Below are 25,173 nucleotides of genomic sequence, written 5' to 3'. Positions count from 1 at the left end.
TATATCACCCTCGCGGCGGGGTCCATGGGGGGCGGCATGCCGCGCGATTGCGCGCATCGCGGTGCGCTCATCACGGATCTAAGCGCCGATGCCTGTGACCTTGCTCGACATTATAGTCCTGTCGGTGATGCTGATTTCCGGCCTACTGGCCATGGTTCGCGGTTTCCTGCGCGAAATCTTCAGCATCCTGTCCTGGGTCGTCGCCGCAGGCGTGACCCTGTATTTCCACAAGCAGGCCCTGCCCTATGTGAAGCAATACATAGCGCAGGACACGGCGGCACTCGCCACCACCATTGCAATCCTGTTCCTGGGCACACTGCTTATCGCCTCCATCATCACGGCACGGATTTCCGACCTGGTGCTGGACAGCCGAATCGGCGCGCTGGACCGCACCCTGGGCTTCCTGTTCGGCCTCGCCCGCGGCCTGCTGCTCATGGTGATCGCGCTCATCTTCTTCAACTGGCTGGTGAAGCCGGAGCAGGTTCCGCCGTGGGTGGCGAACGCCAAGTCGCTCCCCGCCCTCAAGAACGCGGGGGAATGGCTGCAGGCGCAGTTGCCGGATGACCCTGGAAACACCATTCTTAATCCCCTAAAGAAGCCGCCCGCCGCTGAGGAGGGCGACGCGCCCGCCGCTCCGGCTGCCCCGGCGGGCGGGCAGCGTTCGGATTTGGGGGGCACCACAGGAGCGGCCGGCACGGCCCAGGGATCCGGCGCGACAAACGCTGCGTACAGGCGTACGGATCGCCAGGGCATGGACCAGTTGCTCGCCAGCACGCGCGGCGCCGGCCAGTAAGCCGACCGGGCGGAGGTGCATGATGGACTTCGAGAGCGAGGGCGGGGACGGCGCGCACGAGCAGCGCATCCTCGGGACGACACGGCATCCGGATCTCGATCTGGATCTCAATGGTGACCGCCTGCGCGAGGAATGCGGGGTCTTCGGCATCTACAATCACCCGGAGGCGGCGGCCATCACCGCCATCGGCCTGCACGCGCTGCAGCACCGCGGGCAGGAAGCCGCCGGCATCGTCTCCTACGACGGCCGTCGCTTCCATTCGGAACGCCGCCTCGGCCTCGTGGGCGACGCCTTCTCCGACGCCAACGTCATCGCCCGCCTGCCGGGCGAGATGGCGGTGGGCCACGTGCGCTATTCCACCACCGGCGAAACCCTGCTGCGCAACGTGCAGCCGCTGTTCGCCGAGCTGGACGCCGGCGGCTTCGCGGTGGGCCACAACGGCAACCTCACCAACGGCCTCACCCTGCGCAAGCAGCTGGTGCGCGAGGGGGCCATCACCCAGTCCACCACCGATACCGAGGTGATCCTTCACCTCGTGGCGCGCTCGCGCAAGCCGCGCTTCATCGACCGCTTCATCGACGCGATCCGTGCCCTGGAAGGCGCCTATTCCCTCGTCGCCCTCACCAACAAGAAGCTCATCGGCGCCCGCGACCCCCTCGGCATCCGCCCGCTGGTGCTGGGTTCGCTGGATGGCTCGCCCATCCTCGCTTCGGAGACCTGCGCCCTCGACATCATCGGCGCGCGCTATGTGCGCGACGTGGAGAACGGCGAGGTCATCGTCATCGACGAGGACGGCGTGACCTCCTTCAAGCCGTTCCCGGAAATGGCGCCGCGGCCCTGCATCTTCGAATATATCTACTTCGCCCGGCCCGACAGCGTGGTGGGCGGGCGCTCCGTCTACCAGGTGCGCAAGAAGATGGGGCAGGTGCTGGCGGAAGAGATGCCCACCGTCGCCGACGTGGTGGTGCCCGTGCCGGATTCCGGCGTGCCGGCGGCCATCGGCTTCTCCCAGGCCTCCGGCATCCCCTACGAACTCGGCATCATCCGCAACCATTATGTGGGGCGCACCTTCATCCAGCCCACCCAGTCCATCCGCGACCAGGGCGTGCGCATGAAGCATTCCGCCAACCGGTCGGTGGTGGAAGGCCGCTCCATCGTGCTGGTGGACGACAGCCTGGTGCGCGGCACCACATCGGTGAAGATCGTGCAGATGATGCGCGACGCCGGCGCCAAGGAGGTGCATTTCCGCATCGCCTCCCCGCCCATCACCCACCCGGATTATTACGGCATCGACACGCCGGACCGGGACAAGCTGCTCGCCGCCACCCACGACCTGGAAGGCATGCGCCGCTATATCGGCGCGGACAGCCTCGCCTTCCTCTCGGTCAACGGCGTCTATCGCGCCATGGGCTATGAGGGCCGCGACCCGGCGAAGCCGCAATTCACCGACCATTGCTTCACCGGCGACTATCCCACCCCGCTCACCGACCGGGCCGGATCGGTGGGCCAGCAGCAATTGTCCCTGTTGGCCGAGGCCAGCTGAGGACGGGGCGAAAGCCCCTCCTGCCCGAAGCCGGGTGCCTCCGGCCCCGGGCGGCCGGTGCGCACCGCCGGAACACACCCGGACGCCGGGCCGCGTGCCGTCGCCGCATCGCGGCTTCGCCTTTGCCGCCCACCCCTCCCGCCCGGCGGGAGAGGAAAGACGCCGCCCTCTCAAGCCCACGGAAGCTGCATGACCGCCCAACGGCCGCTCGCCGACAAGATCGCCCTCGTCACCGGCGCCACCCGCGGCATCGGGGCGGCCACCGCCGTGGAACTGGCCCGGGCCGGCGCCCATGTGGTGGCCGTGGGCCGCTCGGAAGGCGGCCTCCAGGACATTGACGACAACATCCGCGCCGTGGGCGGCACCGCCACCCTGGTGCCCCTCGACCTCAAGGATTCCGAGGGCATCGACCGGCTGGGCGGCGCGCTCTACGAGCGGTACGGCCGGCTCGACGTGTTCGTGGCCAATGCCGGCGTGCTTGGCCCGCTGTCGCCGCTGGGGCATGTCTTCCCCAAGGACTGGGACGAGATCGTCGCGGTGAACCTCACCGCCAACTGGCGCTGCGTGCGCTCCTTCGATCCGCTGCTGCGCCTCTCGCCGGAGGCCCGGGCGGTGGTGGTCACCTCCGGCGCGGCGCACAAGGCCCGCGCCTATTGGGGGCCCTACGCCATCACCAAGGCCGGACTGGAGGCCATGGCGCGCACCTGGGCGGCGGAGAGCGCATCGGGCAATCTCAAGGTGAACCTGTTCAATCCCGGCCCCATCCGCACCCGCATGCGGGCCAAGGCCTTCCCCGGCGAGAATCCCGAGACGCTGCCCACCCCGGAAGCGGCCGCGCTGGCCATCCTGCCCCTGTGCCTGCCCGCCTGCACCGACACCGGCCGGCTCTATGACTTCCCGCAGGGCCGGATGATGGACTTCCAGATGCCGGCGTGAGGGCACCTCCCTACCGCCTGCCGCACGTTCACCTTCCCGCCCGTCGCCCTCCGGCTCGACCGGAGGGCCCATCTCTCCGCCCCCACATCGTTTCCAGCCCGCGATGGATCCCCCGGTCAAGCCGGGGGATGACGGGGGTTTGGGCAAGTGCGCGGGCAGTTGGTTGGGCAAGCCGGGGGAGAGGGGTGGCGAGGCACGGCAGGGGATGACGGCAGGCTCGGACCGGGAGGATTGCGCAGGGCGGCCGACACCCTCACCCCTGCGCAGCCGCCCCCGGCGTGCGCGCAAGCGCCTCCACCCCCACCTCGGCCAAGGCATGGCCGTAGAGCACCAGGCACGGGCCTTCCGCCCCCGCCTCGGCGGCGCGGGCCACATCCTGCGCAAGGGCGGCGAGGCGGGAGACGACCACCTGCTCTTCCGGCCGCGTCACCGAAAACACCGCCACCGCCGGGGTGGCCGGATCGATGCCGGCGGCCATCAGCTTGCCCACGAGGTCCGGCAGGGTGCGGCGGGGCATGTAGACCACGGTGGTGGCCGCCGGATCGCTCAGCGCTTTGAAATCGAGATCCTTCGGCAGCTTGCCGTCGCGGGCATGGGCGGTGACGAACTGCAGCCGGCGCGCATGGTCGCGATGGGTGAGGGAGGTGACGAGGCGGCTCGCCGCCCCCTGCGGCGCGGAGATGCCGGGGATCACCTCCACCTCCACCCCGGCGGCGCGGCAGAAGGCGATCTCCTCCCCCGCGCGGCCGAAGATCATGGGCTCCCCGCCCTTCAGGCGCACCACCCGGCGGCCTTCCTTCGCAAGCTCCACCATCAGGGCGTTGATGTCGTCCTGCTTGCAGGAGGGGCCGTAGCCGGTCTTGCCCACCAGCATCTTCTTCGCCTCGCGGCGGGCGAAATCGAGGATGGCGGCGGAGACCAGATCGTCATAGAGCACCACGTCCGCCGATTGCAGGGCGCGCACCGCCTTCAGCGTCAGCAACTCGGGATCGCCCGGCCCCGCGCCCACCAGCACCACAGACCCGCCATGGGGCGCCTGCGCCCGGGCCTCGATGGCGGCGAACAGGGCGGCGCGGTCGGCCTCGGCGGGGGCACGGTTGGGCGCGGCGAGGGCGGTGGCGGCGAACCGTTCCCAGAAGGCGCGGCGGGCCTGGTGGGACAGGTCGCGGGCGGCCACGGCGGCGCGCCACGTCTTCGCCGCCTCCGCCCAGGCGCGAAAGCCCGCCGGCAGCAGCGCCTCGATCTTGGCGCGCACCGCCTGGCCGAACACCGGGGCGGCGCCGTCGGTGGAGATGCCCACCACCAGCGGCGAGCGGTTGACGATGGCGCCGAAGGTGAAATCGCACAGGGCGGGCCGGTCGATGACGTTCACCGGCACCCCGGCGGCGCGGGCGGCGGCGGCGAAGCGCTCGCCCTCCGCCGCATCCTCGCACTCGGCCAAAGCGAGGGCGGCGCCGGCGAGGTCGTCCGCGTGCCAGGGGCGCACATGGATGGCCACCGGGCCGCCGGGCGCCGCGCCGGCAAGCCGCCACAGATCCTCGCAGATGCGGGGGGCGATCACCTCCACCCGCGCACCCGCGGCGGACAACAGCTCCGCCTTCCACGCCGCCGGCTCGCCGCCGCCGGCCACCAGCACGCGGCGGCCTTCCAGCCCGAAGAAGACCGGCAGTCGCGCCAGCTTCTCCATGCGCGCATGGCCGGTGCGGCGCGGGGCGCGGGCGGAAGGGGTATCGGGGCCGGCGGCCATGGGAAAGGTGCTCCTGAAGGCTCTGATCCTGCAACGTAAGGCGCGCAGGCCCGCGGATCAACGCAGGGCCTGCGCGCAGAGCGGCAGCGCCGGGAGAAGCAGGGCGGCGCCAGGGCCGCCGGCCGCCGCTCAGCCGCGCGCGGCGACGACGATGATCTCCACCAGATACTTGGGCGCCGCGAGCTTGCCCTCGCTGGTGGCGCGGGCGGGCGGGTTCTCCTGGTCCACCCAGGCGTCCCACACGGCGTTCATGGCGGCGAAATTGGCGATGTCGGACAGCCAGATGGTGGCGGTGAGGATGCGCGACTTGTCGGTGCCGGCGCGGGCCAGCAGGCTGTCGATGGAGGCGAGCACGGCGCTCGTCTGGCTGGCCACGTCCGCGCCCTCGGCCACCTGGCCGGCGAGATAGACAGTGTTGCCGTGGATGACGGCTTCGCTCATGCGGCGGCCCTTGTCGAGCCTCTCGATGCTCATGGACTGGTCCTTTCAGTGGGGATGGGGGGTGTTTAGAGCACGCGCCGGTCAGCCTGCAACGCAAGCGGACCGGATAACGCGTTCTCTATCCTCAAGTGAGCGGGCGGGGGCGCCAACCCTCCCCGGCCGTCGCCCTCCGGCTTGACCGGAAGGCCCGTTTCGACGTTTGCGCCAGCAGAAAGATGGGTCCTCCGGTCAAGCCGGAGGACGACGGCGGTTTCGGGAGGCAAGGCCCCTCAATGCGCCTCTTCCCAATTCTTTGCCGCCCGCGCATCCACCTTCAGCGGCACGGCAAGCTGCACCGCGGGAGCCGCCGCCGCCTCCATCACGGCGCGCACCACGGGAATGGCCGCCTGCGCGTCGCCCTCGGGCACCTCGAACACCAGTTCGTCGTGCACCTGCAGCAGCATCTGCGCCGGCAGGCGGGCCTTGGCCAGCGCCGGCTCCATGCGGATCATGGCGCGGCGGATGATGTCCGCCGCCGTGCCCTGGAGGCGGGCATTGATGGCGGCGCGCTCGTTGAACGCGCGGATGGAGGGGTTCTTGGCGGCAATGTCCGGGTAATGGCAGCGCCGGCCGAACAGGGTCTCCACATAGCCATGCTCGCGGCAGAAGGCCTTGGTGGCCTCCATATAGTCGCGGATGCCCGGGAAGCGCTCGAAATAGCGCTTGATATACTGCCCGGCCTCGTCCCGCGGGATGCCCAGCTGGTTGGCGAGTCCGAAGGCGGAAATGCCGTAGATGATGCCGAAATTGATGGCCTTGGCCCGGCGGCGGACCTCCGCCGGCATGTCCTTCACCGGCACGCCGAACATTTCGGAGGCGGTCATGGCGTGGATGTCCAGGCCCTCGGTGAAGGCCTGCCGCAGCGCCGGGATCTCGGCGATCTCGGCCAGCAGCCGCAGCTCGATCTGCGAATAATCGGCGGAGACGAGAAGGTTGCCCTCCTGCGCCACGAAGGCGCGGCGGATGCGCCGGCCCTCCTCGGTGCGGATGGGGATGTTCTGCAGATTGGGGTCGGAGGAGGACAGCCGCCCGGTGGTGGTGGCCGCCAGCGCATAGGAGGTGTGGACGCGCTTCGTCTCGGGATTCACGAAATTGGGCAGGGCGTCCGTATAGGTGGAGCGCAGCTTGGAGAGCTGGCGCCATTCCAGGATCTTCTGCGGCAGCTTGTGGCCGGCCTCGGCCAGTTCCTCCAGCGCCGTGGCCTTGGTGGACCACATGCCGGTGGCGGTCTTGGTGCCGCCGGGAAGCCCCATCTTGCCGAACAGGATGTCGCCCATCTGCTTGGGGCTGCCCACGTTCAGCCGTTCGCCGGCGAGGTCGGCAATCTCGTCCTCGATGCGCGCCGCGCCCTGGGCGAATTCGGAGGAGAGGCGCGCCAGCATGGCCTTGTCGATGGAGATGCCCCGGCTCTCCATGCGCGCCAGCACGGGAATGAGCGGGCGCTCCAGGGTCTCGTAGACGGTGGTGCGGCCCTCCGCCGGCAGGCGCGGCTTCAGCACCCGCCACAGGCGCAGCGTCACGTCCGCATCCTCGGCCGCATAGGCCGTGGCCGGCTCCAGCGCCACCTTGTCGAAGGTGATCTGCGCCTTGCCCTTGCCCGCCACCTCCACGAAGGGGATGGGCTGGTGGCCGAGATGCAGGACCGAAAGCTCGTCCATGCCATGGCCGTTGCGGCCGGCATCCAGCGCATAGGACATGCACATGGTGCAGTCGATGGGCGCCACCGTGATGCCATGGCGGGCGAGCACCAGGGCATCATACTTCACATTGTGCCCCACCTTCAGCGTGCCGGCGTCCTCCAAAAGGGGCTTCAGCACCCCTATGGCCTCGGCGAGGGGAATCTGGCCCTCCAGCAGGCCCTCGCTGAACAGGCCGTCGCCGGCGCCCCGGTGGGTGAGGGGAATGTAGCAGGCGACGTTGGGGCCGAGGGCCAGGGACACGCCCACCAGGTCGGCCTGCATGGGGTCGAGCGAGGTGGTCTCGGTGTCGAAGGCGACGAGCCCCTGCTCCGCGGCGCGGGCGCACCAGTCCTTCAGCTCGGCGAGGTCGAGGATGGTGCGGTAGGCCTTGCGGTCCACCGCCGTGGCGCGGGCCTCCTGGGCCCGGGCATGGGCGAGGTCCGCCGGCGCGAGCGTGGCTTCGCCGCCCTTTTGCGGCGCGCCGGCTTCCGGGCCATCCGCGCCCGGCGCGCCCGCCGCGGTCGCGCCGGGTGCGGTCTCACTCGCAGCGGTCTCACTCGCAGCTTGGGCCGGGCTCTCGCCGCCGGGCGCGAACAGGTCGCCGGAAGGCGCAAGGCGCGGGTCCGCCTCCACCTCGCCGGCCTCCACCCCATAGGCCTCGGCCACCCGGCGGGTGATGGTGGTGAACTCCATGGCCTTCAGGAAGGCGATGAGGCGCCTTGCGTCCGGCTCCTCCAGCACGAGGTCCTGCAGCGGCACCTCCACCGCCACGTCGCGCACCAGCGCCACCAGCTGGCGGGAGATGCGCGCGGCCTCCTGGTTGCCGAGCAGGGATTCGCGCCGCTTGGGCTGCTTGATCTCGCCGGCGCGGGCGAGGAGGGTGTCGAGGTCCCCATATTCATTGATGAGCTGGGCGGCGGTCTTGATGCCGATTCCCGGCACGCCCGGCACGTTGTCGGTGCTGTCGCCGGCCAGCGCCTGAACGTCCACCACCTTTTCCGGCGGCACGCCGAAATATTCCACCACCTCGCCCACCCCGATGCGCCGCTCCGGCCGTGCGCCGCGCCCGCCGCTCTCGCCCGAGGCCGGATCGTACATGGCGACCTTGGGGCCGATGAGCTGCATCAGGTCCTTGTCGGCGGAAACGATGAGCACCTCCGCCCCCGCCGCCACCGCCTGGTCCGTATAGGTGGCGATGAGGTCGTCCGCCTCATAGCGCGCCTGCTCCACCGGGATGAGGCCGAAGGCGCGCACCGCCTCGCGCATGAGCGGGAACTGGGGAATCAATTCCTCCGGCGGCTCGGAGCGGTTGGCCTTGTAGGCGGGGTAGAGCGCCTTGCGGAAGCTGTCCTCCGACTTGTCGAAGATGATGGCGAGGTGGGTGGGCCTGACCCCCACCGCCCCGTCGCGCACGAACTGCAGCAGCTTGGTGCAGAACAGCCGCACCGCGCCGGTGGGCAGGCGGTCCGAGCGGAAATTGTATTTCCGGTCCTGGTTGATGGACTGGAAATAGGCCCGGAACACGAAGGACGACCCGTCCACCAGAAAGACGCGGTCGCCGGGCTTGATGGGACGGGGAGAGGGGGACATCGCATTCCTCGCGCAGGGGTGCGCGTTCCGCAAAAAGTTGCGTGCACGATGCCCGAGGGGACCGAGGGCGACAAGTGCCGGCGGCGGCACCGGCAACGCCGAAGACGCGCGCGCCCTGGCGCCGGCGCGCCCCTACTCCAGCTTCTCGCCGGGATAGACGCCGAACAGCTGCGATTGCTGCACGAAGCCGTCGAAGCCGTCGCCCACCAGGCGGCAGAACTTGCCGTCGCAGGATTTCACCACGCCGAGAACGCTGGGCTCCAGCCGCGCCACCACGCGCGCATCGCTGCTCGGCGCATCGCGCATGGCCACCGTCTCGCCCTTCATCCAGGGCGCCACCAGAGCGGTGCGGCGCAGGGACACCATGGAATGATAGACCCAGCCTTCCGCGCCGTCCGCATCGCGGATGCGCCGCCAGGTCTCGAACTCGGCGGTCACCTCCACCGGCAGGCCGGCGCGGTTGAACACCCAGGACACGTCATGGTCCTTGTTCGGGCCGTTGCGCACATTCACCTTGTCCGCCTTCAGCGAGACGAAGCGCGGCACCGGCAGGCCGGAGGTGCCGTCTTCCGCCGCCTGTGCGGGAACAGCGCCCGCCGCCAATGCCGCCCAGCCCGCCGCCGCCGCCAGCACCAGGGCCACCAGGGGGCTCGCACGGTGTCGCATCCGGTCAGGTCGCATCTCGGGCATGATGGGCTCGTCCTTTCACATCGCACCAGGATCGCGCCGCCCGTGGCGGCTTTGCGTCGCGCCCCCGCCGGAGCGCAGACCCGGTGTCGCACCTAAAGGTTAGAGGGCCGTTGCACCGCCGCCGCGGGCCGGCCCCTGCCGTCTTCCGGCGCCGCGGGCGGCAACGGAGTGCGCCGCGGCGCCCCGCCCGTCAAGGCCATGCGTCTCGGCGCGCCTTGTGTTTCCCCGCCTGTCTGGTAGAGGGGACCCGAAGGGTTAAGAATTGGGGAATGGGGAGTAACGATGGTGCGTCGCAAACCCCTCGTCGTCGTCACGCGCAAGCTGCCCGACTCAGTCGAGACCAGGATGCGCGAGCTGTTCGACGCGAAACTGAACATCGACGACGTGCCCATGGACCAGGCTGCCCTGGTCGAGGCGGTCAAGACGGCGGATGTGCTGGTGCCCACCGTCACCGACCGCATCGATTCGGCGGTGCTCTCCCAGGCCGGCGAGAACCTGCGGCTGATCGCCTCCTTCTCCAACGGCGTCGATCACATTGACGTTTCCAGCGCGCTCAACCGTGGCATCACCGTCACCAACACCCCCGGTGTCCTCACCGAGGACACGGCGGACATGACCATGGCGCTCATCCTCGCCGTGCCGCGCCGCCTTGCGGAAGGCGCGCAGGTGATGATCTCCGACAAGGAGGAATGGCCCGGCTGGTCGCCCACATGGATGCTGGGCCGGCGCATCTGGGGCAAGCGCCTCGGCATCATCGGCATGGGCCGCATCGGCCAGGCGGTGGCGCGCCGCGCCAAGGCGTTCGGCCTGCAGATCCACTATCACAACCGCCGCCGCCTGCCCTCCGGCATCGAGGAGATGCTGGACGCCACCTATTGGGACAGCCTGGACCAGATGCTGGCGCGCATGGACATCGTGTCGGTGAACTGCCCGCACACGCCGGCCACCTACCACCTGCTGTCCGCCCGCCGCCTCAAGCTGCTGAAGCCGGACGCCTATGTGGTGAACACCGCCCGCGGCGAGGTGATCGACGAGAACGCCCTCACCCGCCAGCTGGAAGCCGGCGAGCTGGCCGGCGCCGGCCTCGACGTGTTCGAGCACGAGCCGGCGGTGAACCCCAAGCTCATCCGCCTCGCCCGGCAGGGCAAGGTGGTGCTGCTGCCGCATCTCGGCTCGGCCACCCTGGAAGGCCGCGTGGACATGGGCGAGAAGGTCATCGTCAACATCAAGACCTTCATGGACGGCCACCGTCCGCCGGACCGCGTGCTGCCCGCCATGCTGTGAGGCGGGCGCAGATCACGGCCGCGCCGGCCCCCCGCGCCAGCGCCCTCCGGTGAGGGCGCCGAGGGCGCGGCGGACACCTGAGCCGCCGCCGCGGGCCGCCGCCCCGGCGGTCCTTTCCACCGGCGCCGGCTCAACCGGCGGGAAGCCTTCGCAGGCGCTTGTCGGCGCAGGCGCCGGTGCATCGACAGGCTCAGCCCCCCGGGGTGGGGCGGCCTGAGGCAGCTCCCCGGCGGGATCAGCAACGGGAATTGCGCGCTCCGCCCCCTCGCTGCAGGCGGCCGCTGCCTCATCCCTGCCGGCTCTCGCCGCGGCGGCCTGCGCCGCTTCCAGCGCCGCCTCAAGCTCGGCGATCCGCCCTTCCAGTTCGCCCTTCCGCCGCAGCCACTCGCCCGCCAGCATCTCTGCCGGAAGCTGTCCGAGGCCCGGGGCGAACGGAAAGGCGTCGCGGTTCCGCCCCAGCGCTACGGGCCAGCGGTGGAACCAGGATTGCCCGTTGTCGATGGCGATGCGCTCCACCGCGAGCCCGGCCCGCCGGAAGGCCACCGGCGCGGAAACCTGATCGCGCCGGCAATAGCGCAGCACATGGGTGAGCCACAGCTCCATGGCCGCGATCACCTGCGGATGGTGGTGGCGGCGGATCATGATGGCGGACCAGTAGGGCGCCGTATCGAGCACCTCGGGTTCGGTCAGGCGGTAATGATTCAGCTGCTCCAGGATGCGCGCGCCGTCGTCGAAGCCGAGTCTCAGGATCTCCAGGAACTCGTCGGCCACCGTCGCCCGGAAGCTGTGCGCGGGAATGGCGGCGAGGCTGGATGGGCCGAGGTAGCGCGCGATCACCGCCTCCGGCGGCGCGGTGAGGATGACGGAATTGTCCAGATAAAGGGAGACATCGTAGTCCGGCACCATCGCATGGGGCGAGAGCTTGATGATTCGCTGGCTGCGCGGCAGGTCGAGCGGCAGCACCGGCTCCACCACCACCATGCGCCAGCTGCGGCTGGTCAGCGCCGGATTGTCGGTGAAACAGATGAAATCGAGGGCGGAATCGGCCGCCACCTCCTGTTCGTTCAGCCGCTCGTAGCCGCCGAACAGGCAGGTGTAGACGCAGGCGCGCTGCGCCGGCCGCGGGCCGCTCAAGCCGCCGCGCCCTTGCGATGGGCCGACAGGTCGGTGATGCGCGCGCCCTCCCCCGTCAGCGGGTTCTCGGGGTCCCAGCCGTAGCTCAGGGTCTCGAAGCGCATGGCGCGGGCGTCGATCATCAGCAGGCGGCCCACCAGCCCCTCGCCGAAGCCCACCACCGCGCGGATCGCCTCCAGCGCGGCGATGGAGCCGGCAAGGCCCGCCAGCGCGCCCAACACCCCGGCCTCGGCGCAGGCCGGCACGGTGCCGGGGGGCGGCGGCTCGGGGAACAGGCAGCGATAGGTGGGGTTGGGCGTCCCGTCCGGCCCGGCCTCATGGGCGCGGATGGTGGTGACGGTGGCATCGAAGGTGCCCAGCGCCGCCGTCACCAGCGGCCGCGCCGCCAGCACGCAGGCGTCGGAGACGAGGTAGCGGGTGGAGAAATTGTCGGAGCCGTCCACCACCACGTCGGCCCCGGCGATGAGGCCGAGCGCATTGTCGGCATCCAGGCGCACCGCGTGGGTCACCAGTTCCACATGGGGGTTGAGGGCGGCCACGGCGTCGCGCGCGCTCTCGGTCTTGGGCCGGCCCACGTCCTGGGTGCGGTGGATCACCTGGCGCTGGAGATTGGAGAGGGACACCGTGTCGTCCTCCACCAGCACCAGCCGCCCCACCCCCGCCGCGGCGAGATAGAGCAGCACCGGCGCGCCGAGCCCGCCGGCGCCCACCACCAGGACGGTGGCCGCCTTGAGCTTCTGCTGGCCCGGCCCGCCCACGTCGTGCAGCACGATATGGCGGGCGTAGCGTTCGATCTCGTCGGAAGTGAAGGCCATGGGGGAATCCATAATCCCAACCGGCCGGCCCGTCACCCCGCAGGACACCGCCGAAGAGACCGCCGAAGCACACCGCCGGCCCCGGACCGCTCCCGCGCGGGCCGGCCGTCAGTTCCCGGAAAGGCGCGCCATCAGCGGCAGGAGGGTGCCCGAAACCGCCTCCGGCGTCAGCGGACCCACGAACTTGTGGACAATGGTGCCGTCCCTGGCGAGCACGAAGGTTTCCGGCACCCCATACACGCCCCAGTCGATGGCGGCACGGCCCTTCCCATCCACGCCGACGGCGGCGAAGGGCATGCCGTATTGCCCGAGGAAGCGGCGGGCATTGTCGGGGGCGTCCTTGTAATTGATGCCCACCAGGGTGAAGCGCCCGTCCTTGGCCAGCTGCATCAGGATGGGGTGCTCATCGCGGCAGGGCACGCACCAGGAGGCCCACACATTCACCAGAGCCGGCTTGCCGGCGAGGGCGGCGGTGTCGATGCCGGGCACCGCCGTGCCGTCCGCCAGCTTCAGCCCCTCCAGCGGCGGCAGGCTGACCACCGGGGCGGGCCGCCCCACCAGGGGGGAGGGCACGCGGGAGGGATCGCCGCCGGTTTCCAGGCGCGAGAAGAACAGGCCGGCGAGGGCAAGGAAGATGACAAGCGGAAGCGCCACCAGCCAGAGCCGGCGGCGGGGACGCTGCGCCGGGGCACCGTCGTTCGGGCTCATGCCTCGCCTCCCGTGCGGGCCCGGCGGCGCAGGCCGCGGGCCTCCAGTTCGTCAAGGGCGCGGCGCTGGCGGGCATAGTCCGCCAGCAGCCAGGCGGCGAGCAGCCCCAGGCCGAGAAGGGAGACGCCGTAGGAGGCGGCGATGAAGGCGAAATGGCTCATGGTGTTGCGTGCCTGCTCAAGCCATGGCCTCGGCCGCCGCCCGCGCCTCCAGGGCCTGCACCCGCCGCCGGAGGATCTCGGTGCGCATGCCCAGCATGTGCAGCGCGACGAACAGCAGGGTGAAGCCGAGGGCGCAGATCATCAGCGGCCACAGGAGGCTCGCGTCGATGGTGGACCCGCCCATGCGGAAGACGGAGGCGGGCTGGTGCAGGGTGTTCCACCAGTCCACCGAGAATTTCACGATGGGCACGTTGATGAAGCCCACCAAAGTGAGCACGGCGGCGGCGCGCCCGGCGCGGTTCGGTTCCTCGATGGCGGCGCGCAGCGCCATCAGGCCGAGATAGAGCAGCAGCAGCACCAGCATGGAGGTGAGCCGCGCATCCCACACCCAATAGGTGCCCCACATGGGCCGGCCCCACAGGGCGCCGGTGACGAGGCACAAGGCGGTGAAGGTGGCGCCCACCGGCGCGGCGGCCTTGTGCGCCACGTCCGCCAGGGGGTGGCGCCACACCAGGATGCCGATGGAGGAGGCGGCCATCATGGAATAGCCGAACAACCCCAGCCAGGCGAACGGGACGTGGATGTACATGATCCGTACCGTCTCGCCCTGCTGGTAGTCCTCCGGGGCCCAGAAGGCGAGCCCGAAGCCGACGGCCAGCGTAGCCGCCGCCGCGGCCGCGATCCACGGCAGGAGGCGGGCGGAGAAACTGAGGAAACGAACCGGGTTTGCAAGGTCGAGCAACGCCATGCAGCGGTTCTAAAACGCCCCGGCGCCGGAGGGAAGCACATTGCGGTGAGGTGAATCTGTGTCGCAGCCCCGCGGGCGACGCCTCCCTTGACATACGTTATATCCAAACGAATATAGGTTGGCCGGCAGGGACGCGGCGCCTTGCCAGCAAAGGGACGGGACGATGAAGCGCGACGACATCTCCGGGCAGGCGCCCTGCGGGCAAGACATTGCCGGACAGGATATCTTCGGACAGGACATCCTCTCCTTCGACGTGGCCACCGATGGCAGCCGCTTCCGCATGCGCTTCAGCCGCCCGGACGGCTCCGCCGCCGCCCTGAACCTTCCCGCCGACTGCCTCCAGGCCATGGTGATGACCCTGCCGCGGATGATGGCCGAGGTGCTGCGCGCCCGCCACCAGGATGAGAGCCTGCGCCTCGTCTACCCCACCCAGCGGCTGCGCGTGGAACAGGCGTCCGACCCCTCCACCCTCATCCTCACGCTGGCCACCACCGACGGCTTCGAGGTGTCCTTCGCCCTCGGCAGCGGCCAGTTGCAGACCCTGGCCACGGCCTACGCCACCGTATCGCGGCGCACGGACACCGCCACCACCTTCAACTGACCCTGCCCTCCTAATTCCGGCGCAGACGTTTTCCGAGCGACCAACCCCATCCCCGAACTCTCGCTGGCATCTCGAAACGGCGGCACCGGAGGCTTGCGCCCCCGGTGCCAGTTTGTTTTTGGGGGGTGGCGACGGCCCGCCAGATCCTCCAGCCGCCGGATGCCGACGGAAAGGGGCGGCTGCGACACGCCGCAGGCTTCCGCGGCACGCCCGAAATGCCCTTCGCGCGACACCGCGAGCAGATACTGGAGTTGCCGCATGGACATGGCGCCCCCTCTCTGCCGTTTTCCGCCTAGTCCCCGTCCGTCATTGCGAACGCAGATGACGTTATATACAGTTAGGAATAACGACAGGGCGCCGGACCGTTTGATAGACTGGTTCCCTTCCCCGCCCGTTCCATTCCCCGCCCGCTTTGCCTGGGCCGCTTTGCAGCACCGAAGCCGGCCGGTCCGTTCGAACACGAGTTCTCCCATGGCCTCGCTCAGCCTGCGCATCGACCTTGGACCGCACCGGATCGGCCCCGGCAAGATCGAGCTTCTGGAGCGGATCGACGCCGCCGGCTCCATCTCCGCGGCGGGACGGGCCATGAGCATGTCCTATCGCCGGGCCTGGGAACTGGTGGAGGAGATGAACGGCCTGTTCGCCGGCCCGCTGGTTTCGGCCCGCACCGGGGGCCGGCAGGGCGGCGGCACCGCCCTTACCCCCCTGGGCCATGCCGTCGTGGCCAGCTACCGGGCCATCGAGCAGGCGGCCACGGCCGCCACCCGTCAGCAGCTCGCCGAGCTTGAGGCCGAACTGGCCCCCCTGCCGACAGCGGCCGAATGAGGCGCCGCGCCGCCGCCCCTCAGCTGCGTGCTGCCCGCAGCGCCGCGGCGGCCGCGACCGGCCCCAGCACCAGGGAGAACAGCGCCAGCCCCGCCAGCACCCGGAACGGCGTGCCGAAGGGCACCGGCCCCACCACCGCCGCCTGAGTCGCCGACACGGCGAAGATGAGCACGGGGATGGCGAGTGGAATCACCAGCACGGCGATGAGCAGCCCGCCCCGCCGGAACGCTCCGGCAAAGGCCGCGCCCACCAGCCCGAGGAAGGTGACCGCCGGCGTGCCCACCAGCAGCGTCAGCACCGCCGCGCCGATGGCCGCCGGCTCCAGGTTCAGCATCAGCGCCAGCACCGGCGCCGCCAGCACCAGGGGCAGGCCGGTGGCCAGCCAGTGGGCGAGGCCCTTGGCGGCGCAGGTGAGTTCCAGCGGCAAGGCGGAGAGGGTCAGCCCGTCGAGGGAGCCGTCTTCCGCATCGGCGGCAAACAGGCGCTCCAGCCCGATGAGGCTCGCCAGCAGCGCGCCGATCCACAGGATCGCCGGGCCGATGCGGGCGAGCAGGACCAGGTCCGGCCCCACGGCAAAGGGCATCACCGTGACCACCGAGAGGAAGAAGACCACCCCCAGCCCGGCGCCGCCGCCCGAGCCCAGGGACAGCGCCAGATCGCGACGGACGATGGCGAGGAAGGCGGCGATCATCGCGCAGCCCCCCCGAGCCTGAGTTCGTCGGCGTCGCCGAGGTCGATGGGCGCATGGGTGGCGGCAATGAGAATGCCGCCGGCGGCCAGGTGCGCCCGGCCGAACGCCGCAAAGCGGGCCTGCGCCTTCACGTCCAGGGCGGTGGTGGGCTCGTCCAGCACCCACACCGGGCGCCGCGACACCAGCAGCCGGGCGATGGCGAGGCGCCGCTTCTGGCCGGCGGAGAGCACCTGCGCCCGCAGCCGGCCGAGGCCGCCGAGCCCGACCTCCTCCAGCGCCTCCTCCACATCCAGCCCGTCGGGTCCCAGCACCTGGCGCCAGAAGCCCAGATTGGCCGCGACCGTGAGCGCCCCCTTCACCGCATCCTCGTGTCCAAGATAATGGATATGCTCCGCCAGCGCGGCCCCGGCCCCGTCGAGGCGCACGGCGCCGTCGGTTGCCGCCATGAGGCCGGAAAGAATGCGCAGCAGCGAGGATTTGCCGGCGCCGTTGGGTCCCACCACCAGCAGGGCCCGTCCACCCCGCGCCGTAACGTCAAGCCCCTCGAACAGCAGCTTGTATCCCCGCCGACAGGCCAACTTTTCCCCAAACAGCGCAGACACGGCAGCCATTGGCGCGACCCCTGCTTTTGATGCATTGCACATTGATCGCTCTTATCGCATGACCGCGCTTTGAAATGGCTCTATAAAGCCGCTGAACCGCACCGTCCAAGGTGGCGGAGTGCCCCTCCTGCCTCTCGGCCCCTGCGGCCTCGGTCGATCATCGAACCGGAGAGAACGCGCCGTGACTTCCCTTGACAGCTTCAAGTGCCGCACCACCCTGGAAGTGGACGACAAGGAATACGTCTATTACAGCCTTGAAGTCGCTGAGAAGAACGGCCTTCCCGGCGTTTCGGCTCTGCCGTTCTCGATGAAGGTGCTGCTGGAAAACCTGCTGCGCTTCGAAGACGGCCGCTCGGTCACCAAGGACGACGTGATCTCCGTCGCCGAATGGCTGAACAATCGCGGCAAGGCGGAAAAGGAAATCGCCTACCGTCCGGCCCGCGTGCTGATGCAGGATTTCACCGGCGTTCCCGCCGTGGTGGACCTTGCCGCCATGCGCGACGCCATGGTGGCGCTGGGCGGCGACCCGGCCCGCATCAACCCGCTGGTTCCCGTGGACCTCGTCATCGACCACTCGGTGATCGTGAACTATTTCGGCACGGACAACGCGCTGAAGAAGAACGTGGATGAGGAATACAAGCAGAACCAGGAGCGCTACCGCTTCCTGAAGTGGGGCCAGAGCGCGTTCGACAATTTCCGCGTCGTGCCCCCCGGCACCGGCATCTGCCACCAGGTGAACCTGGAATACCTCGCCCAGACAGTGTGGACCCGCAAGGAAGAGCTGGACGGCAAGACGGTCACCGTCGCCTACCCGGACACCCTGGTGGGCACCGACTCGCACACCACCATGGTCAACGGCCTGGGCGTGCTCGGCTGGGGCGTGGGCGGCATCGAGGCCGAGGCGGCCATGCTCGGCCAGCCCATCTCCATGCTCATCCCCGAGGTGATCGGCTTCAAGCTCTCCGGCAAGCTCAAGGAAGGCATCACCGCCACCGACCTCGTGCTCACCGTCACCCAGATGCTCCGCAAGAAGGGCGTGGTGGGCAAGTTCGTGGAATTCTACGGCCCGGGCCTGGAGCATCTCTCCCTCGCCGACCGCGCCACCATCGCCAACATGGCGCCGGAATACGGCGCCACCTGCGGCTTCTTCCCGGTGGACCGCGAGACCATCGACTATCTGGAAGAGACCGGCCGCAAGGAAAGCCGCTACGATCTGGTGGAGAAATACTCCAAGGCCCAGGGCATGTGGCGCAAGAAGGACACCCCGGACCCGGTGTTCACCGACACGCTGGAGCTGGACCTCGACACCGTTCTGCCCTCCATGGCCGGCCCCAAGCGCCCGCAGGACCGCGTGCTGCTCTCCGAATCCAAGGCTGGCTTCCTCGCCGCCCTGGAAGGCGAGTTCAAGAAGCCCGGTGAGGCCGCCAAGCGCGTGCCCGTGGCCGGCACCGACTATTCCGTCGGCCATGGCGACGTGGTGATCGCCGCCATCACCTCCTGCACCAACACGTCCAACCCCTCCGTGCTCATCGCCGCCGGCCTCCTCGCCAAGGCGGCGGTGAAGAAGGGCCTGACCTCCAAGCCGTGGGTGAAGACCTCGCTGGCGCCCGGCTCGCAGGTGGTGGAAGGCTATCTGAAGGCCGCCGGCCTGCAGGACGACCTGGACAAGCTGGGCTTCAACCTGGTGGGCTTCGGCTGCACCACCTGCATCGGCAATTCCGGCCCGCTGCCGGAAGCCATCTCCGAGGCCATCAACAAGAACGACCTCGTGGCCGGCGCCGTCATCTCCGGCAACCGCAACTTCGAAGGCCGTGTGAACCCGGACGTGAAGGCGAACTACCTCGCCTCCCCGCCTCTGGTGGTGGCCTACGCCTTGGCCGGCTCGCTGCAGGTGGACCTCACCACCGAGCCGCTGGGCACCGACAAGGACGGCAACCCTGTCTACCTCAAGGACATCTGGCCTTCCAACAAGGAAGTCGCCCAGTATATCCGCGAGAATGTCACCAAGAAGATGTTCAAGGAAAAGTATTCCGACGTCTTCAAGGGCGACGAGAACTGGCAGAAGATCGCCATTCCCACCGGCCAGACCTACGCCTGGCAGGATACGTCCACCTACGTGCAGAACCCGCCCTATTTCGTGGGCATGACCAAGGAGCCGGTGCCGGTCACCGACATCCTCGACGCCCGGGTCATGGGCCTGTTCCTGGATTCCATCACCACCGACCACATCTCGCCGGCCGGCTCCATCAAGCAGGCGTCCCCGGCGGGCCAGTACCTGATCGAGCATCAGGTCCGCCCGGTGGACTTCAACCAGTACGGCACCCGCCGCGGCAACCATGAAGTGATGATGCGCGGCACCTTTGCCAACATCCGCATCAAGAACCAGATGGTGCCGGGCGTGGAAGGCGGCGTGACCATCCATTACCCGGACGGCGCGCAGCTGCCCATCTATGACGCGGCCATGAAGTACAAGGCCGAGGGCGTGCCGCTGGTGGTGTTTGCCGGCAAGGAATACGGCACCGGCTCGTCCCGCGACTGGGCGGCCAAGGGCACCAAGCTGCTCGGCGTGCGCGCCGTGGTGGCCCAGTCCTTCGAGCGCATCCATCGCTCCAACCTGGTGGGCATGGGCATCGTGCCGCTGGTGTTCAAGGACGGCGAGAGCTGGCAGACCCTCGGCCTCAAGGGCGACGAGATCGTCACCCTGAAGGGCATCGAGGGCGACCTGAAGCCGCGCCAGACGCTGACCGCCGAGATCAAGTTCGCCGATGGCAGCGTGAAGAACGTGGAGCTCATCTGCCGGATCGACACCCTCGACGAGCTCGACTACTTCCGCAACGGCGGCATCCTGCCCTACGTGCTGCGCTCGCTCGCGGCCTGAGCCTCCCGGCGGCCCGCGCCGCCGGTCCCCTGCTGACACAGAAAGGCCGGCCCGGTTGCCCCGGGCCGGCCTTTTTGATGTCGCGGCATTTTTTTACCTCCCTCGACACCCCATTGTGACTGGTGCCGCCCGCCCGCCTCGTTTATCCCGGAATTGCAATTTCCTACCGGCCAGACCCTTTCGGCTCATGATGCTTCCTCGCACCGCCCTCGCGCTCGCCTTCGCCCTCGCCTTTGGTCCGGCGTCGGGGCAGAGCCAGCCAAAGGCCGTGGTGGAGCTGTTCACCAGCCAGGGCTGCGCCTCCTGCCCGCCGGCGGATGCCCTCCTCAACGAGCTGGCGAAGGACCCGCAGGTGATCGCCCTCACCCTTGCGGTGGATTATTGGGACTATATCGGCTGGAAGGACACGCTGGCGCTGCACGGCCATTCCCTGCGCCAGAAGGCCTATGCCGACCAGCGCCCCGACCGGAAGGTCTACACCCCGCAGATGGTGGTGGACGGCAACCACTCCACCAAGGGCAGCGACCGTGCTGCGGTGCAGCGGGCGCTCATGGCCGCGCGCCAGGGCGGCGGCCTGCCTCTGACCCTCGACGTGCGGCGCGATGGCGACGCCATCGAGATCCACCTGCCGAAGGGCGATCCGGGGGCGGAGGGCGCCGAAGTCTGGGCCTGCCCGGTGTCCCGCACGCAGAATGTCGCCATCGGCCGCGGCGAGAACGGCGGCCGCAATGTCACTTATGCCAATGTGGTGCGCGGCTGGGTGCGCGTCGGCCCGTGGCAGGGACAGGAGGGGCATTATCGCGTGCTCCTGAAGGACCTTCACCGCGACGGCGTCGATGCTGTGGCGGTGCTGCTGCAGGCCGGAACCAACATCGCCCCCGGCCGCATCTTCGGCGCCAGCCTCATCCCCCTGGACTGACCGCAAGGCCCCTGGAGCCGGCGCATGGCCGGCCCCCGGCGCCGCGCGCCGGCCAAGCCAAAAAAAAGGCCATCCGGGGGATGGCCTAATGGGGGTCTGAAGTCGGTGCGTAGCAGTGGCCGGTCCACGCGCACCCCGGGGGGCTGGGGGGCTGGGATAGACCGGAGCGCCTCGCGAACCGGCCCTGCTACGCAAATGAAGATCGCGCCGGGCCGCGGCACCCCGTTGACCGAATTCCGGCGAGACTGTGATTCCATTGACGTTGGCGTGATAGGTACCAAAACACCAATTGCCCCGGCACACGACGCAGGACACCGGCGCAGTCGCCTCCGCCGGCGGCAGGGCACCGCACCCGGCAGCCTGCGAAAGCAGCAGCCGGCTACGGAACGCTCTTGAAAGGCGGGGCGCCGATGGCGATCATGGCCGAGCGACTGCGAGACCGCGCCTTGGGCCACCGATTCCGGCCCCCGGGGCGGCCATCGGCGGCGGGACACCCCCTGCAAGGAGGCCCGATGGGAGACGTTGAACCCATATTCCTTTCGCGCCGGACCGTGGCGGCCCAGAGCGCCCCTCCGGCACCGGCCCCGGTGAAGATCACCTTCGACCGCCGGGAGCTTGACCGCATTCTGGATCTCTACGGGCGCATGGTGGCGGCCGGGGAGTGGCGGGACTACGCCATGGATTTCCAGCGCGACAAGGCCGTGTTCGCCATCTTCCGGCGGTCCATGGACGTGCCGCTCTACCGAATCGAGAAGGACCCGCGCCTTGCCCGCAAGCAGGGCATGTTCTGCGTGGTCTCGCAAACCGGCCTCATCCTGAAACGCGGCCACGACCTGCCCCGCGTGCTGGCCGTATTGGAAAAGCCGCTGCAGAGCGTGTGACCGCGCCGCCGATTCGCGGTTCCGGTGCGCGCGCATCTGCCGGACGACCTGCACCAGCGCCGCAGCCTTTGCCGCCGCGCACGACGCAGGCTCCCCGGCTGTTCCCGGCAGCGGAAGCCCGCCTGCGGATCAGCGCCTGCGCGCGCCGGGCCGTGGCGGATGTGGCGCGCCGAAAGCCGGAACGGCGCCAAAGGCGCAGCTCTGCAGCCACAGGGGCTGTTCGAGACACGAAACGGAAGGGATGATGTGGGGGCCAGTGCGCTGGCCTGCGGTGTCGGCGCTCAACCGGCTGGGCGGGAGCTGCTGCGACCCGGCACCGGGAGCCCGCGTCGTGCGCGGCGTCAAAGGCTGCGGGGCGTAGGCTTCACATGCGGTCCGCGATGAAATCGGGACCCAACGCACAAGGCGTCGTCAACGTCCGGCATCGGCGGCGCTCAAAGCCCGCGCCGCACTTGGGGTCAGCCGCACTTGGGGTCAGCCGCACTTGGGGTCAGCCGCACTTGGGGTCAGCCGCACTTGGGGGCGGCCGCCCTTGGGGTCAGCCGCCCTTGGGGTCAGCCGCGATTGCTGCCCTTGCGGCGCAGCCGCACCACCACGTCGATACGGGCCACTTCATAGCCTTCCGGCGGCTCCGGCAGGAGGTTCACGCTCACGTCCGCGGCGGGGATATCCACCAGGTCGTTGTGCCCCTCCATGAAGAAATGGTGGTGGTCGGAGGAATTGGTGTCGAAATAAGTCTTGGACCCATCCACCGCCACTTCGCGCAGCAGGCTCGCCTCGGTGAACTGGTGCAGGGTGTTGTAGACCGTGGCGAGGGACACCGGGAAGCGGGCCTTGATGGCCTCCTCGTGGAGGATTTCCGCTGTCACATGCCGGTCGCCCTTGGCGAATAGCAACCAGCCGAGAGCCAGACGCTGGCGGGTGGGGCGCAGGCCAACCTCCCGCAGCATCTCCCGCACGTCGTGGAAGGGGCAGCCGGTACGACGCGTGGTGTTGATGTCCCGCAGCTGGGCAACGGGCAACACGGGATCGTCGGAAGCCTCGTGGCCCTGCGGCATGGGGGCACCGAAGGTGGAGCGGGAGCGGGGCATCTCGTTCATTTCGGCTGCAATCTTTATGAGCTATCACCAAAATATGCCGCTTCAGACGAAACGCAATGCGAATGCCTCCGAAGACGACTAGCAAATTTATAACCCATGCCGCGCTGCAGCGCCATACGGGTGCCCCTGAGTAAGAACAGTTCCAAGGTGTTTTGGCACCTCCCCGCGGGTCCGTGCCACGGCCCCGGCTGCGCTCACATGCACGGCACCGGGCTGCCGGGGGCATGGACAAGGGCGCCGTCCCGGGCGTATCGCCATGGCGTGCCCTGCCCGGGCTCCCCCATGTGCGAGGCGTCCCTTGTCCGTGCGACCCGTGTCCGAGCGCGCCCTGTCCTATCCGGCGGGGTCCCTGGCGCAAGCCGCCGCCCTTGTCCTGCTGGCCGGCTCGGCGTTCGCCCTCGCCGCCGCCTGGTACTTCCAGCTGGTGGTGGGGCTGGCCCCCTGCCCGCTCTGCCTCGACCAGCGGCTGGCCTATTACTTTGCGATTCCCGTGGGGTTGGCCACGCTGCTTGCGGCGCGCGCCGGCCGGCCGGGCCTTGCCCGCGCGCTGCTGGCCGTGCTCGGCCTCGCCATGCTCGCCAACATGGGGCTCGCCATGTATCACGCAGGCGTCGAATGGGCCTTCTGGCCCGGCCCCGCCGCCTGCACCGGCGCGCCGGTGCTGACCGGCGACATCCTCTCCGCCCTCAAGGGCGCGCGGGTGCCGCGCTGCGATGAGGCGGCGTGGCGCCTGCTCGGCCTGTCCATGGCGGGGTGGAATGCGCTGATCGCCGCGGCGCTGGCGGCGGTGGGCCTCGGCGGGGCGGCCTTAGAGCCCGCGCCGATCAGCTTGCACCGCAAGCGGATCGGATAACGCGTTCTCTATCCTTAAGTGAGAGCGCGACAACCGGTCGCAAAGCCGGGGCGTGAGCTCAGGGGTCGAGCTCGGTATCCCAGTAGAGATAGTCCATCCAGCTTTCGTGCAAATAGTTGGGCGGGAAGTGGCGGCCGTTCTGGTGCAGATCGTGCACGGACGGCTGGAACGGCATCTGCGCCGGCCACATTCCCACGTCTCCCGGCATGTGCCCGCCCTTGCGCAGGTTGCAGGGAGAGCAGGCGGCGACCACGTTTTCCCAGGTGGTCTGCCCGCCCTTGGAACGGGGAATGAGGTGATCGAAGGTGAGATCCTCGCGGGAGCCGCAATATTGGCAGGAGAAGCGGTCGCGCAGGAAGACGTTGAAGCGGGTGAAGGCGGGTTGCCGTGTCGGCTTCACGAAGGTTCGCAGCGACACTACGCTCGGCAGCCGGATCTCGAACCCGGGACTTCGCACCGCCTTGTCGTAATATTCGACGATGTTCACCCGATCCAGGAAGACGGCCTTGATGGCGTCCTGCCAGCTCCAGACCGACAGCGGGTAATAGCTCAAGGGACGGTAGTCCGCATTGAGCACGAGCGCTGGCCAGGCACCTGGTGACAAAGCAGTGGTCAAGGACCGAGCTCCTCGTCTGGTGCAGCCGAATCGCGCCTGACGACCCGGATGCGGTGCGATACTCTATATGCACCATGTCATTCTTGTGAAGCTGCCGGCAAACGACTCTGCATACGCTGCGGTTATTGCGCCAAGACTCGCCGGCCCGAAAGTCTGCAGCCCGGCACCGCCACAGCCTCAGCGCCGCGACGGCGGGCCGAGGAACTGGGCGAGGAAGGCGCCGCCCCGCTCCAGCCCCGCCTCGTCGATGCCGTGGCCGAGCCCGTGGCACAGGTGCCATTCCGCCGGCACCCCCGCCGCGGCGAGCGCCTGCGCCGAAGCGAACAGGGCGCCGACCGGAATCACCTCGTCGTCGGTGCCATGCACCAGCAGCACCGGCGGACGGGCCGAAACCGTGGTGGTGCCGCCGGCCGCGCCCCCGGCCTCCGCCCACATGCCGGAATAGGCCACCACGGCCGCAGGTGCCGTCACCGCGGTGGTGGCGAGCTTCAGCGCCATCATCGCCCCCTGGCTGAAGCCCACCAGGGCCAGCCGCTGCGGCGGCAGCGCATATTTCTCCAGTTCCGCCTCCAGGAAGGCCCGCAGCAGGGGCGCCGCCATCTCGGCGCCGCGGGTCAGTTCGTGGGGGTCGCGGAAGGTGAGGGGAAACCACTGCCGCCCCACCGGCGCCTCCGCGCACGGGTCCGGCGCATGGGGGGCCACGAAGGCGGCGCGCGGCAAAAGATCCGCCCATGCGGCGCCGATGTCGATCAGGTCGCGCCCGTCGGCACCGTAGCCGTGCAGCAGCACCACCAGCGCATCGGGGTCGCCGCCGTCGCGCGGGGGCAGGCGCGGGCCTTCCAGGATGGGATCGTCGAGGGAAACGCCGTCGAGAGGAAAGCGCATGGCGGTCCACCGGG

At 69.5% G+C, this 25,173-nt stretch carries 24 protein-coding genes and 1 pseudogene; 10 read left to right on the top strand and 15 right to left on the bottom strand.

Features of this window, described 5'->3' with window-relative positions:
• Window positions 1-88 precede the first annotated feature (88 nt).
• From ACI7BZ_RS09800 to ACI7BZ_RS09790, 3 genes are all read left to right on the top strand, one after another.
• Entirely contained in the window at window positions 89-793 is a 705-nt protein-coding gene (locus tag ACI7BZ_RS09800; protein ID WP_414116973.1) for a CvpA family protein, read from the top strand.
• Between the two features lie 22 nt (window positions 794-815).
• Window positions 816-2,336, top strand: coding sequence for an amidophosphoribosyltransferase (gene purF / locus ACI7BZ_RS09795; protein ID WP_414116972.1), 1,521 nt, complete (start codon window positions 816-818; stop codon window positions 2,334-2,336).
• 189 nt (window positions 2,337-2,525) lie between these two features.
• On the top strand, window positions 2,526-3,272 hold the full coding sequence (locus tag ACI7BZ_RS09790) for an SDR family NAD(P)-dependent oxidoreductase (protein ID WP_414116971.1): 747 nt from the start codon (window positions 2,526-2,528) through the stop codon (window positions 3,270-3,272).
• 253 nt (window positions 3,273-3,525) lie between these two features.
• On the opposite strand, the gene cysG is transcribed toward ACI7BZ_RS09790, so the two are convergent.
• The 4 genes from cysG to ACI7BZ_RS09770 form a co-directional block, all read right to left on the bottom strand.
• Window positions 3,526-5,019, bottom strand: coding sequence for a siroheme synthase CysG (gene cysG, locus ACI7BZ_RS09785; protein WP_414116970.1), 1,494 nt, complete (start codon window positions 5,017-5,019; stop codon window positions 3,526-3,528).
• A gap of 129 nt (window positions 5,020-5,148) precedes the next feature.
• Window positions 5,149-5,493: a RidA family protein gene (locus tag ACI7BZ_RS09780; RefSeq protein WP_414116969.1), complete on the bottom strand. Its 345-nt coding sequence runs from the start codon at window positions 5,491-5,493 to the stop codon at window positions 5,149-5,151.
• Between the two features lie 236 nt (window positions 5,494-5,729).
• On the bottom strand, window positions 5,730-8,768 hold the full coding sequence (gene polA / locus ACI7BZ_RS09775) for a DNA polymerase I (protein ID WP_414116968.1): 3,039 nt from the start codon (window positions 8,766-8,768) through the stop codon (window positions 5,730-5,732).
• Window positions 8,769-8,900: 132 nt separating this feature from the next.
• Window positions 8,901-9,458, bottom strand: a complete 558-nt coding sequence (locus ACI7BZ_RS09770; protein ID WP_414116967.1) for an SH3 domain-containing protein — start codon at window positions 9,456-9,458, stop codon at window positions 8,901-8,903.
• A 282-nt stretch (window positions 9,459-9,740) separates the two neighbouring features.
• Between ACI7BZ_RS09770 and ACI7BZ_RS09765 the strand changes: the two genes are divergently transcribed.
• On the top strand, window positions 9,741-10,742 hold the full coding sequence (locus ACI7BZ_RS09765; protein WP_414116966.1) for a 2-hydroxyacid dehydrogenase: 1,002 nt from the start codon (window positions 9,741-9,743) through the stop codon (window positions 10,740-10,742).
• Window positions 10,743-10,754: 12 nt separating this feature from the next.
• Here ACI7BZ_RS09765 and ACI7BZ_RS09760 read toward each other — a convergent pair whose 3' ends face one another.
• The 5 genes from ACI7BZ_RS09760 to ACI7BZ_RS09740 form a co-directional block, all read right to left on the bottom strand.
• Complete coding sequence (locus ACI7BZ_RS09760) at window positions 10,755-11,876, bottom strand: glycosyltransferase domain-containing protein (RefSeq protein WP_414116965.1); 1,122 nt, start codon at window positions 11,874-11,876, stop codon at window positions 10,755-10,757.
• Window positions 11,873-12,691 (bottom strand): HesA/MoeB/ThiF family protein, encoded by an 819-nt coding sequence (locus ACI7BZ_RS09755; RefSeq protein WP_414116964.1) that lies wholly within the window; start codon window positions 12,689-12,691, stop codon window positions 11,873-11,875. Before ACI7BZ_RS09755 ends, ACI7BZ_RS09760 begins: the two co-directional genes overlap by 4 nt.
• A gap of 108 nt (window positions 12,692-12,799) precedes the next feature.
• A complete protein-coding gene (locus ACI7BZ_RS09750; RefSeq protein ID WP_414116963.1) occupies window positions 12,800-13,399 on the bottom strand; it encodes a DsbE family thiol:disulfide interchange protein in 600 nt (199 codons plus the stop codon).
• The gene (gene ccmD / locus ACI7BZ_RS09745; RefSeq protein WP_414116962.1) at window positions 13,396-13,560 is read right to left on the bottom strand and encodes a heme exporter protein CcmD; all 165 of its coding nucleotides are present in this window, start codon (window positions 13,558-13,560) and stop codon (window positions 13,396-13,398) included. Before ccmD ends, ACI7BZ_RS09750 begins: the two co-directional genes overlap by 4 nt.
• A 16-nt stretch (window positions 13,561-13,576) precedes the next feature.
• The gene (locus ACI7BZ_RS09740) at window positions 13,577-14,308 is read right to left on the bottom strand and encodes a heme ABC transporter permease (RefSeq protein ID WP_414116961.1); all 732 of its coding nucleotides are present in this window, start codon (window positions 14,306-14,308) and stop codon (window positions 13,577-13,579) included.
• A gap of 163 nt (window positions 14,309-14,471) precedes the next feature.
• Here ACI7BZ_RS09740 and ACI7BZ_RS09735 point away from each other — a divergent pair, with 163 nt between their 5' ends.
• On the top strand, window positions 14,472-14,909 hold the full coding sequence (locus tag ACI7BZ_RS09735; RefSeq protein ID WP_414116960.1) for a hypothetical protein: 438 nt from the start codon (window positions 14,472-14,474) through the stop codon (window positions 14,907-14,909).
• A 134-nt stretch (window positions 14,910-15,043) separates the two neighbouring features.
• Here ACI7BZ_RS09735 and ACI7BZ_RS09730 read toward each other — a convergent pair.
• A pseudogene (locus ACI7BZ_RS09730) lies at window positions 15,044-15,175 on the bottom strand (LysR family transcriptional regulator); the annotation flags it as partial.
• Window positions 15,176-15,380: 205 nt separating this feature from the next.
• Between ACI7BZ_RS09730 and ACI7BZ_RS09725 the strand changes: the two are divergent.
• The gene (locus tag ACI7BZ_RS09725; protein ID WP_414116959.1) at window positions 15,381-15,734 is read left to right on the top strand and encodes a winged helix-turn-helix domain-containing protein; all 354 of its coding nucleotides are present in this window, start codon (window positions 15,381-15,383) and stop codon (window positions 15,732-15,734) included.
• A gap of 19 nt (window positions 15,735-15,753) precedes the next feature.
• Here the strand turns inward: ACI7BZ_RS09725 and ccmB are convergent, their stop codons facing one another.
• Window positions 15,754-16,425 carry a heme exporter protein CcmB gene (gene ccmB / locus ACI7BZ_RS09720; protein WP_414116958.1) on the bottom strand — a complete coding sequence of 224 codons (672 nt, stop codon included), beginning with the start codon at window positions 16,423-16,425 and terminating at the stop codon, window positions 15,754-15,756.
• A complete protein-coding gene (ccmA, locus tag ACI7BZ_RS09715) occupies window positions 16,422-17,036 on the bottom strand; it encodes a heme ABC exporter ATP-binding protein CcmA (protein WP_414116957.1) in 615 nt (204 codons plus the stop codon). The genes ccmB and ccmA overlap by 4 nt, the downstream gene beginning before the upstream one ends.
• Before the next feature lie 172 nt (window positions 17,037-17,208).
• Between ccmA and acnA the strand changes: the two genes are divergently transcribed.
• The 3 genes from acnA (at window position 17,209) to ACI7BZ_RS09700 (ending at window position 21,705) form a co-directional block, all read left to right on the top strand.
• Window positions 17,209-19,905: an aconitate hydratase AcnA gene (gene acnA / locus ACI7BZ_RS09710; RefSeq protein ID WP_414116956.1), complete on the top strand. Its 2,697-nt coding sequence runs from the start codon at window positions 17,209-17,211 to the stop codon at window positions 19,903-19,905.
• 187 nt (window positions 19,906-20,092) lie between these two features.
• Window positions 20,093-20,824 (top strand): DUF1223 domain-containing protein, encoded by a 732-nt coding sequence (locus ACI7BZ_RS09705; protein WP_414116955.1) that lies wholly within the window; start codon window positions 20,093-20,095, stop codon window positions 20,822-20,824.
• A gap of 512 nt (window positions 20,825-21,336) precedes the next feature.
• On the top strand, window positions 21,337-21,705 hold the full coding sequence (locus tag ACI7BZ_RS09700; RefSeq protein ID WP_414116954.1) for a DUF2794 domain-containing protein: 369 nt from the start codon (window positions 21,337-21,339) through the stop codon (window positions 21,703-21,705).
• A gap of 554 nt (window positions 21,706-22,259) precedes the next feature.
• Here ACI7BZ_RS09700 and irrA read toward each other — a convergent pair.
• Entirely contained in the window at window positions 22,260-22,796 is a 537-nt protein-coding gene (gene irrA, locus ACI7BZ_RS09695) for an iron response transcriptional regulator IrrA (protein ID WP_414119132.1), read from the bottom strand.
• A gap of 313 nt (window positions 22,797-23,109) precedes the next feature.
• Here irrA and ACI7BZ_RS09690 point away from each other — a divergent pair, with 313 nt between their 5' ends.
• On the top strand, window positions 23,110-23,658 hold the full coding sequence (locus tag ACI7BZ_RS09690) for a disulfide bond formation protein B (protein ID WP_414119131.1): 549 nt from the start codon (window positions 23,110-23,112) through the stop codon (window positions 23,656-23,658).
• A 58-nt stretch (window positions 23,659-23,716) separates the two neighbouring features.
• Here the strand turns inward: ACI7BZ_RS09690 and ACI7BZ_RS09685 are convergent, their stop codons facing one another.
• Together ACI7BZ_RS09685 and ACI7BZ_RS09680 are read right to left on the bottom strand one after the other, a co-directional pair.
• Complete coding sequence (locus ACI7BZ_RS09685) at window positions 23,717-24,274, bottom strand: HNH endonuclease (protein ID WP_414116953.1); 558 nt, start codon at window positions 24,272-24,274, stop codon at window positions 23,717-23,719.
• Window positions 24,275-24,451: 177 nt separating this feature from the next.
• Window positions 24,452-25,159, bottom strand: coding sequence for an alpha/beta hydrolase (locus tag ACI7BZ_RS09680; protein WP_414116952.1), 708 nt, complete (start codon window positions 25,157-25,159; stop codon window positions 24,452-24,454).
• Between the last annotated feature and the right edge of the window lie 14 nt (window positions 25,160-25,173).

It is taken from the genome of Xanthobacter sp. AM11, from assembly GCF_047444035.1.
In the GTDB taxonomy this organism is placed as follows: Bacteria; Pseudomonadota; Alphaproteobacteria; order Rhizobiales; family Xanthobacteraceae; genus Xanthobacter.
This window is presented reverse-complemented; position numbering and strand designations above follow the sequence as displayed.

Bases quoted from the DNA above. Each gene is read 5' to 3' on its own strand.
- ACI7BZ_RS09770 (WP_414116967.1), bottom strand. From the start codon at position 9,458: ATGCCCGAGATGCGACCTGACCGGATGCGACACCGTGCGAGCCCCCTG.
- ACI7BZ_RS09790 (WP_414116971.1), top strand. From the start codon at position 2,526: ATGACCGCCCAACGGCCGCTCGCCGACAAGATCGCCCTCGTCACCGGC.
- ACI7BZ_RS09765 (WP_414116966.1), top strand. From the start codon at position 9,741: ATGGTGCGTCGCAAACCCCTCGTCGTCGTCACGCGCAAGCTGCCCGAC.
- irrA (WP_414119132.1), bottom strand. From the start codon at position 22,796: ATGCCCCGCTCCCGCTCCACCTTCGGTGCCCCCATGCCGCAGGGCCAC.
- ccmD (WP_414116962.1), bottom strand. From the start codon at position 13,560: ATGAGCCATTTCGCCTTCATCGCCGCCTCCTACGGCGTCTCCCTTCTC.
- ACI7BZ_RS09800 (WP_414116973.1), top strand. From the start codon at position 89: ATGCCTGTGACCTTGCTCGACATTATAGTCCTGTCGGTGATGCTGATT.
- purF (WP_414116972.1), top strand. From the start codon at position 816: ATGGACTTCGAGAGCGAGGGCGGGGACGGCGCGCACGAGCAGCGCATC.
- ACI7BZ_RS09735 (WP_414116960.1), top strand. From the start codon at position 14,472: ATGAAGCGCGACGACATCTCCGGGCAGGCGCCCTGCGGGCAAGACATT.
- ACI7BZ_RS09750 (WP_414116963.1), bottom strand. From the start codon at position 13,399: ATGAGCCCGAACGACGGTGCCCCGGCGCAGCGTCCCCGCCGCCGGCTC.
- ACI7BZ_RS09680 (WP_414116952.1), bottom strand. From the start codon at position 25,159: ATGCGCTTTCCTCTCGACGGCGTTTCCCTCGACGATCCCATCCTGGAA.
- ACI7BZ_RS09700 (WP_414116954.1), top strand. From the start codon at position 21,337: ATGGGAGACGTTGAACCCATATTCCTTTCGCGCCGGACCGTGGCGGCC.
- ACI7BZ_RS09705 (WP_414116955.1), top strand. From the start codon at position 20,093: ATGATGCTTCCTCGCACCGCCCTCGCGCTCGCCTTCGCCCTCGCCTTT.
- ACI7BZ_RS09755 (WP_414116964.1), bottom strand. From the start codon at position 12,691: ATGGCCTTCACTTCCGACGAGATCGAACGCTACGCCCGCCATATCGTG.
- ACI7BZ_RS09780 (WP_414116969.1), bottom strand. From the start codon at position 5,493: ATGAGCATCGAGAGGCTCGACAAGGGCCGCCGCATGAGCGAAGCCGTC.
- ACI7BZ_RS09740 (WP_414116961.1), bottom strand. From the start codon at position 14,308: ATGGCGTTGCTCGACCTTGCAAACCCGGTTCGTTTCCTCAGTTTCTCC.
- cysG (WP_414116970.1), bottom strand. From the start codon at position 5,019: ATGGCCGCCGGCCCCGATACCCCTTCCGCCCGCGCCCCGCGCCGCACC.
- ccmA (WP_414116957.1), bottom strand. From the start codon at position 17,036: ATGGCTGCCGTGTCTGCGCTGTTTGGGGAAAAGTTGGCCTGTCGGCGG.
- ACI7BZ_RS09725 (WP_414116959.1), top strand. From the start codon at position 15,381: ATGGCCTCGCTCAGCCTGCGCATCGACCTTGGACCGCACCGGATCGGC.
- polA (WP_414116968.1), bottom strand. From the start codon at position 8,768: ATGTCCCCCTCTCCCCGTCCCATCAAGCCCGGCGACCGCGTCTTTCTG.
- ccmB (WP_414116958.1), bottom strand. From the start codon at position 16,425: ATGATCGCCGCCTTCCTCGCCATCGTCCGTCGCGATCTGGCGCTGTCC.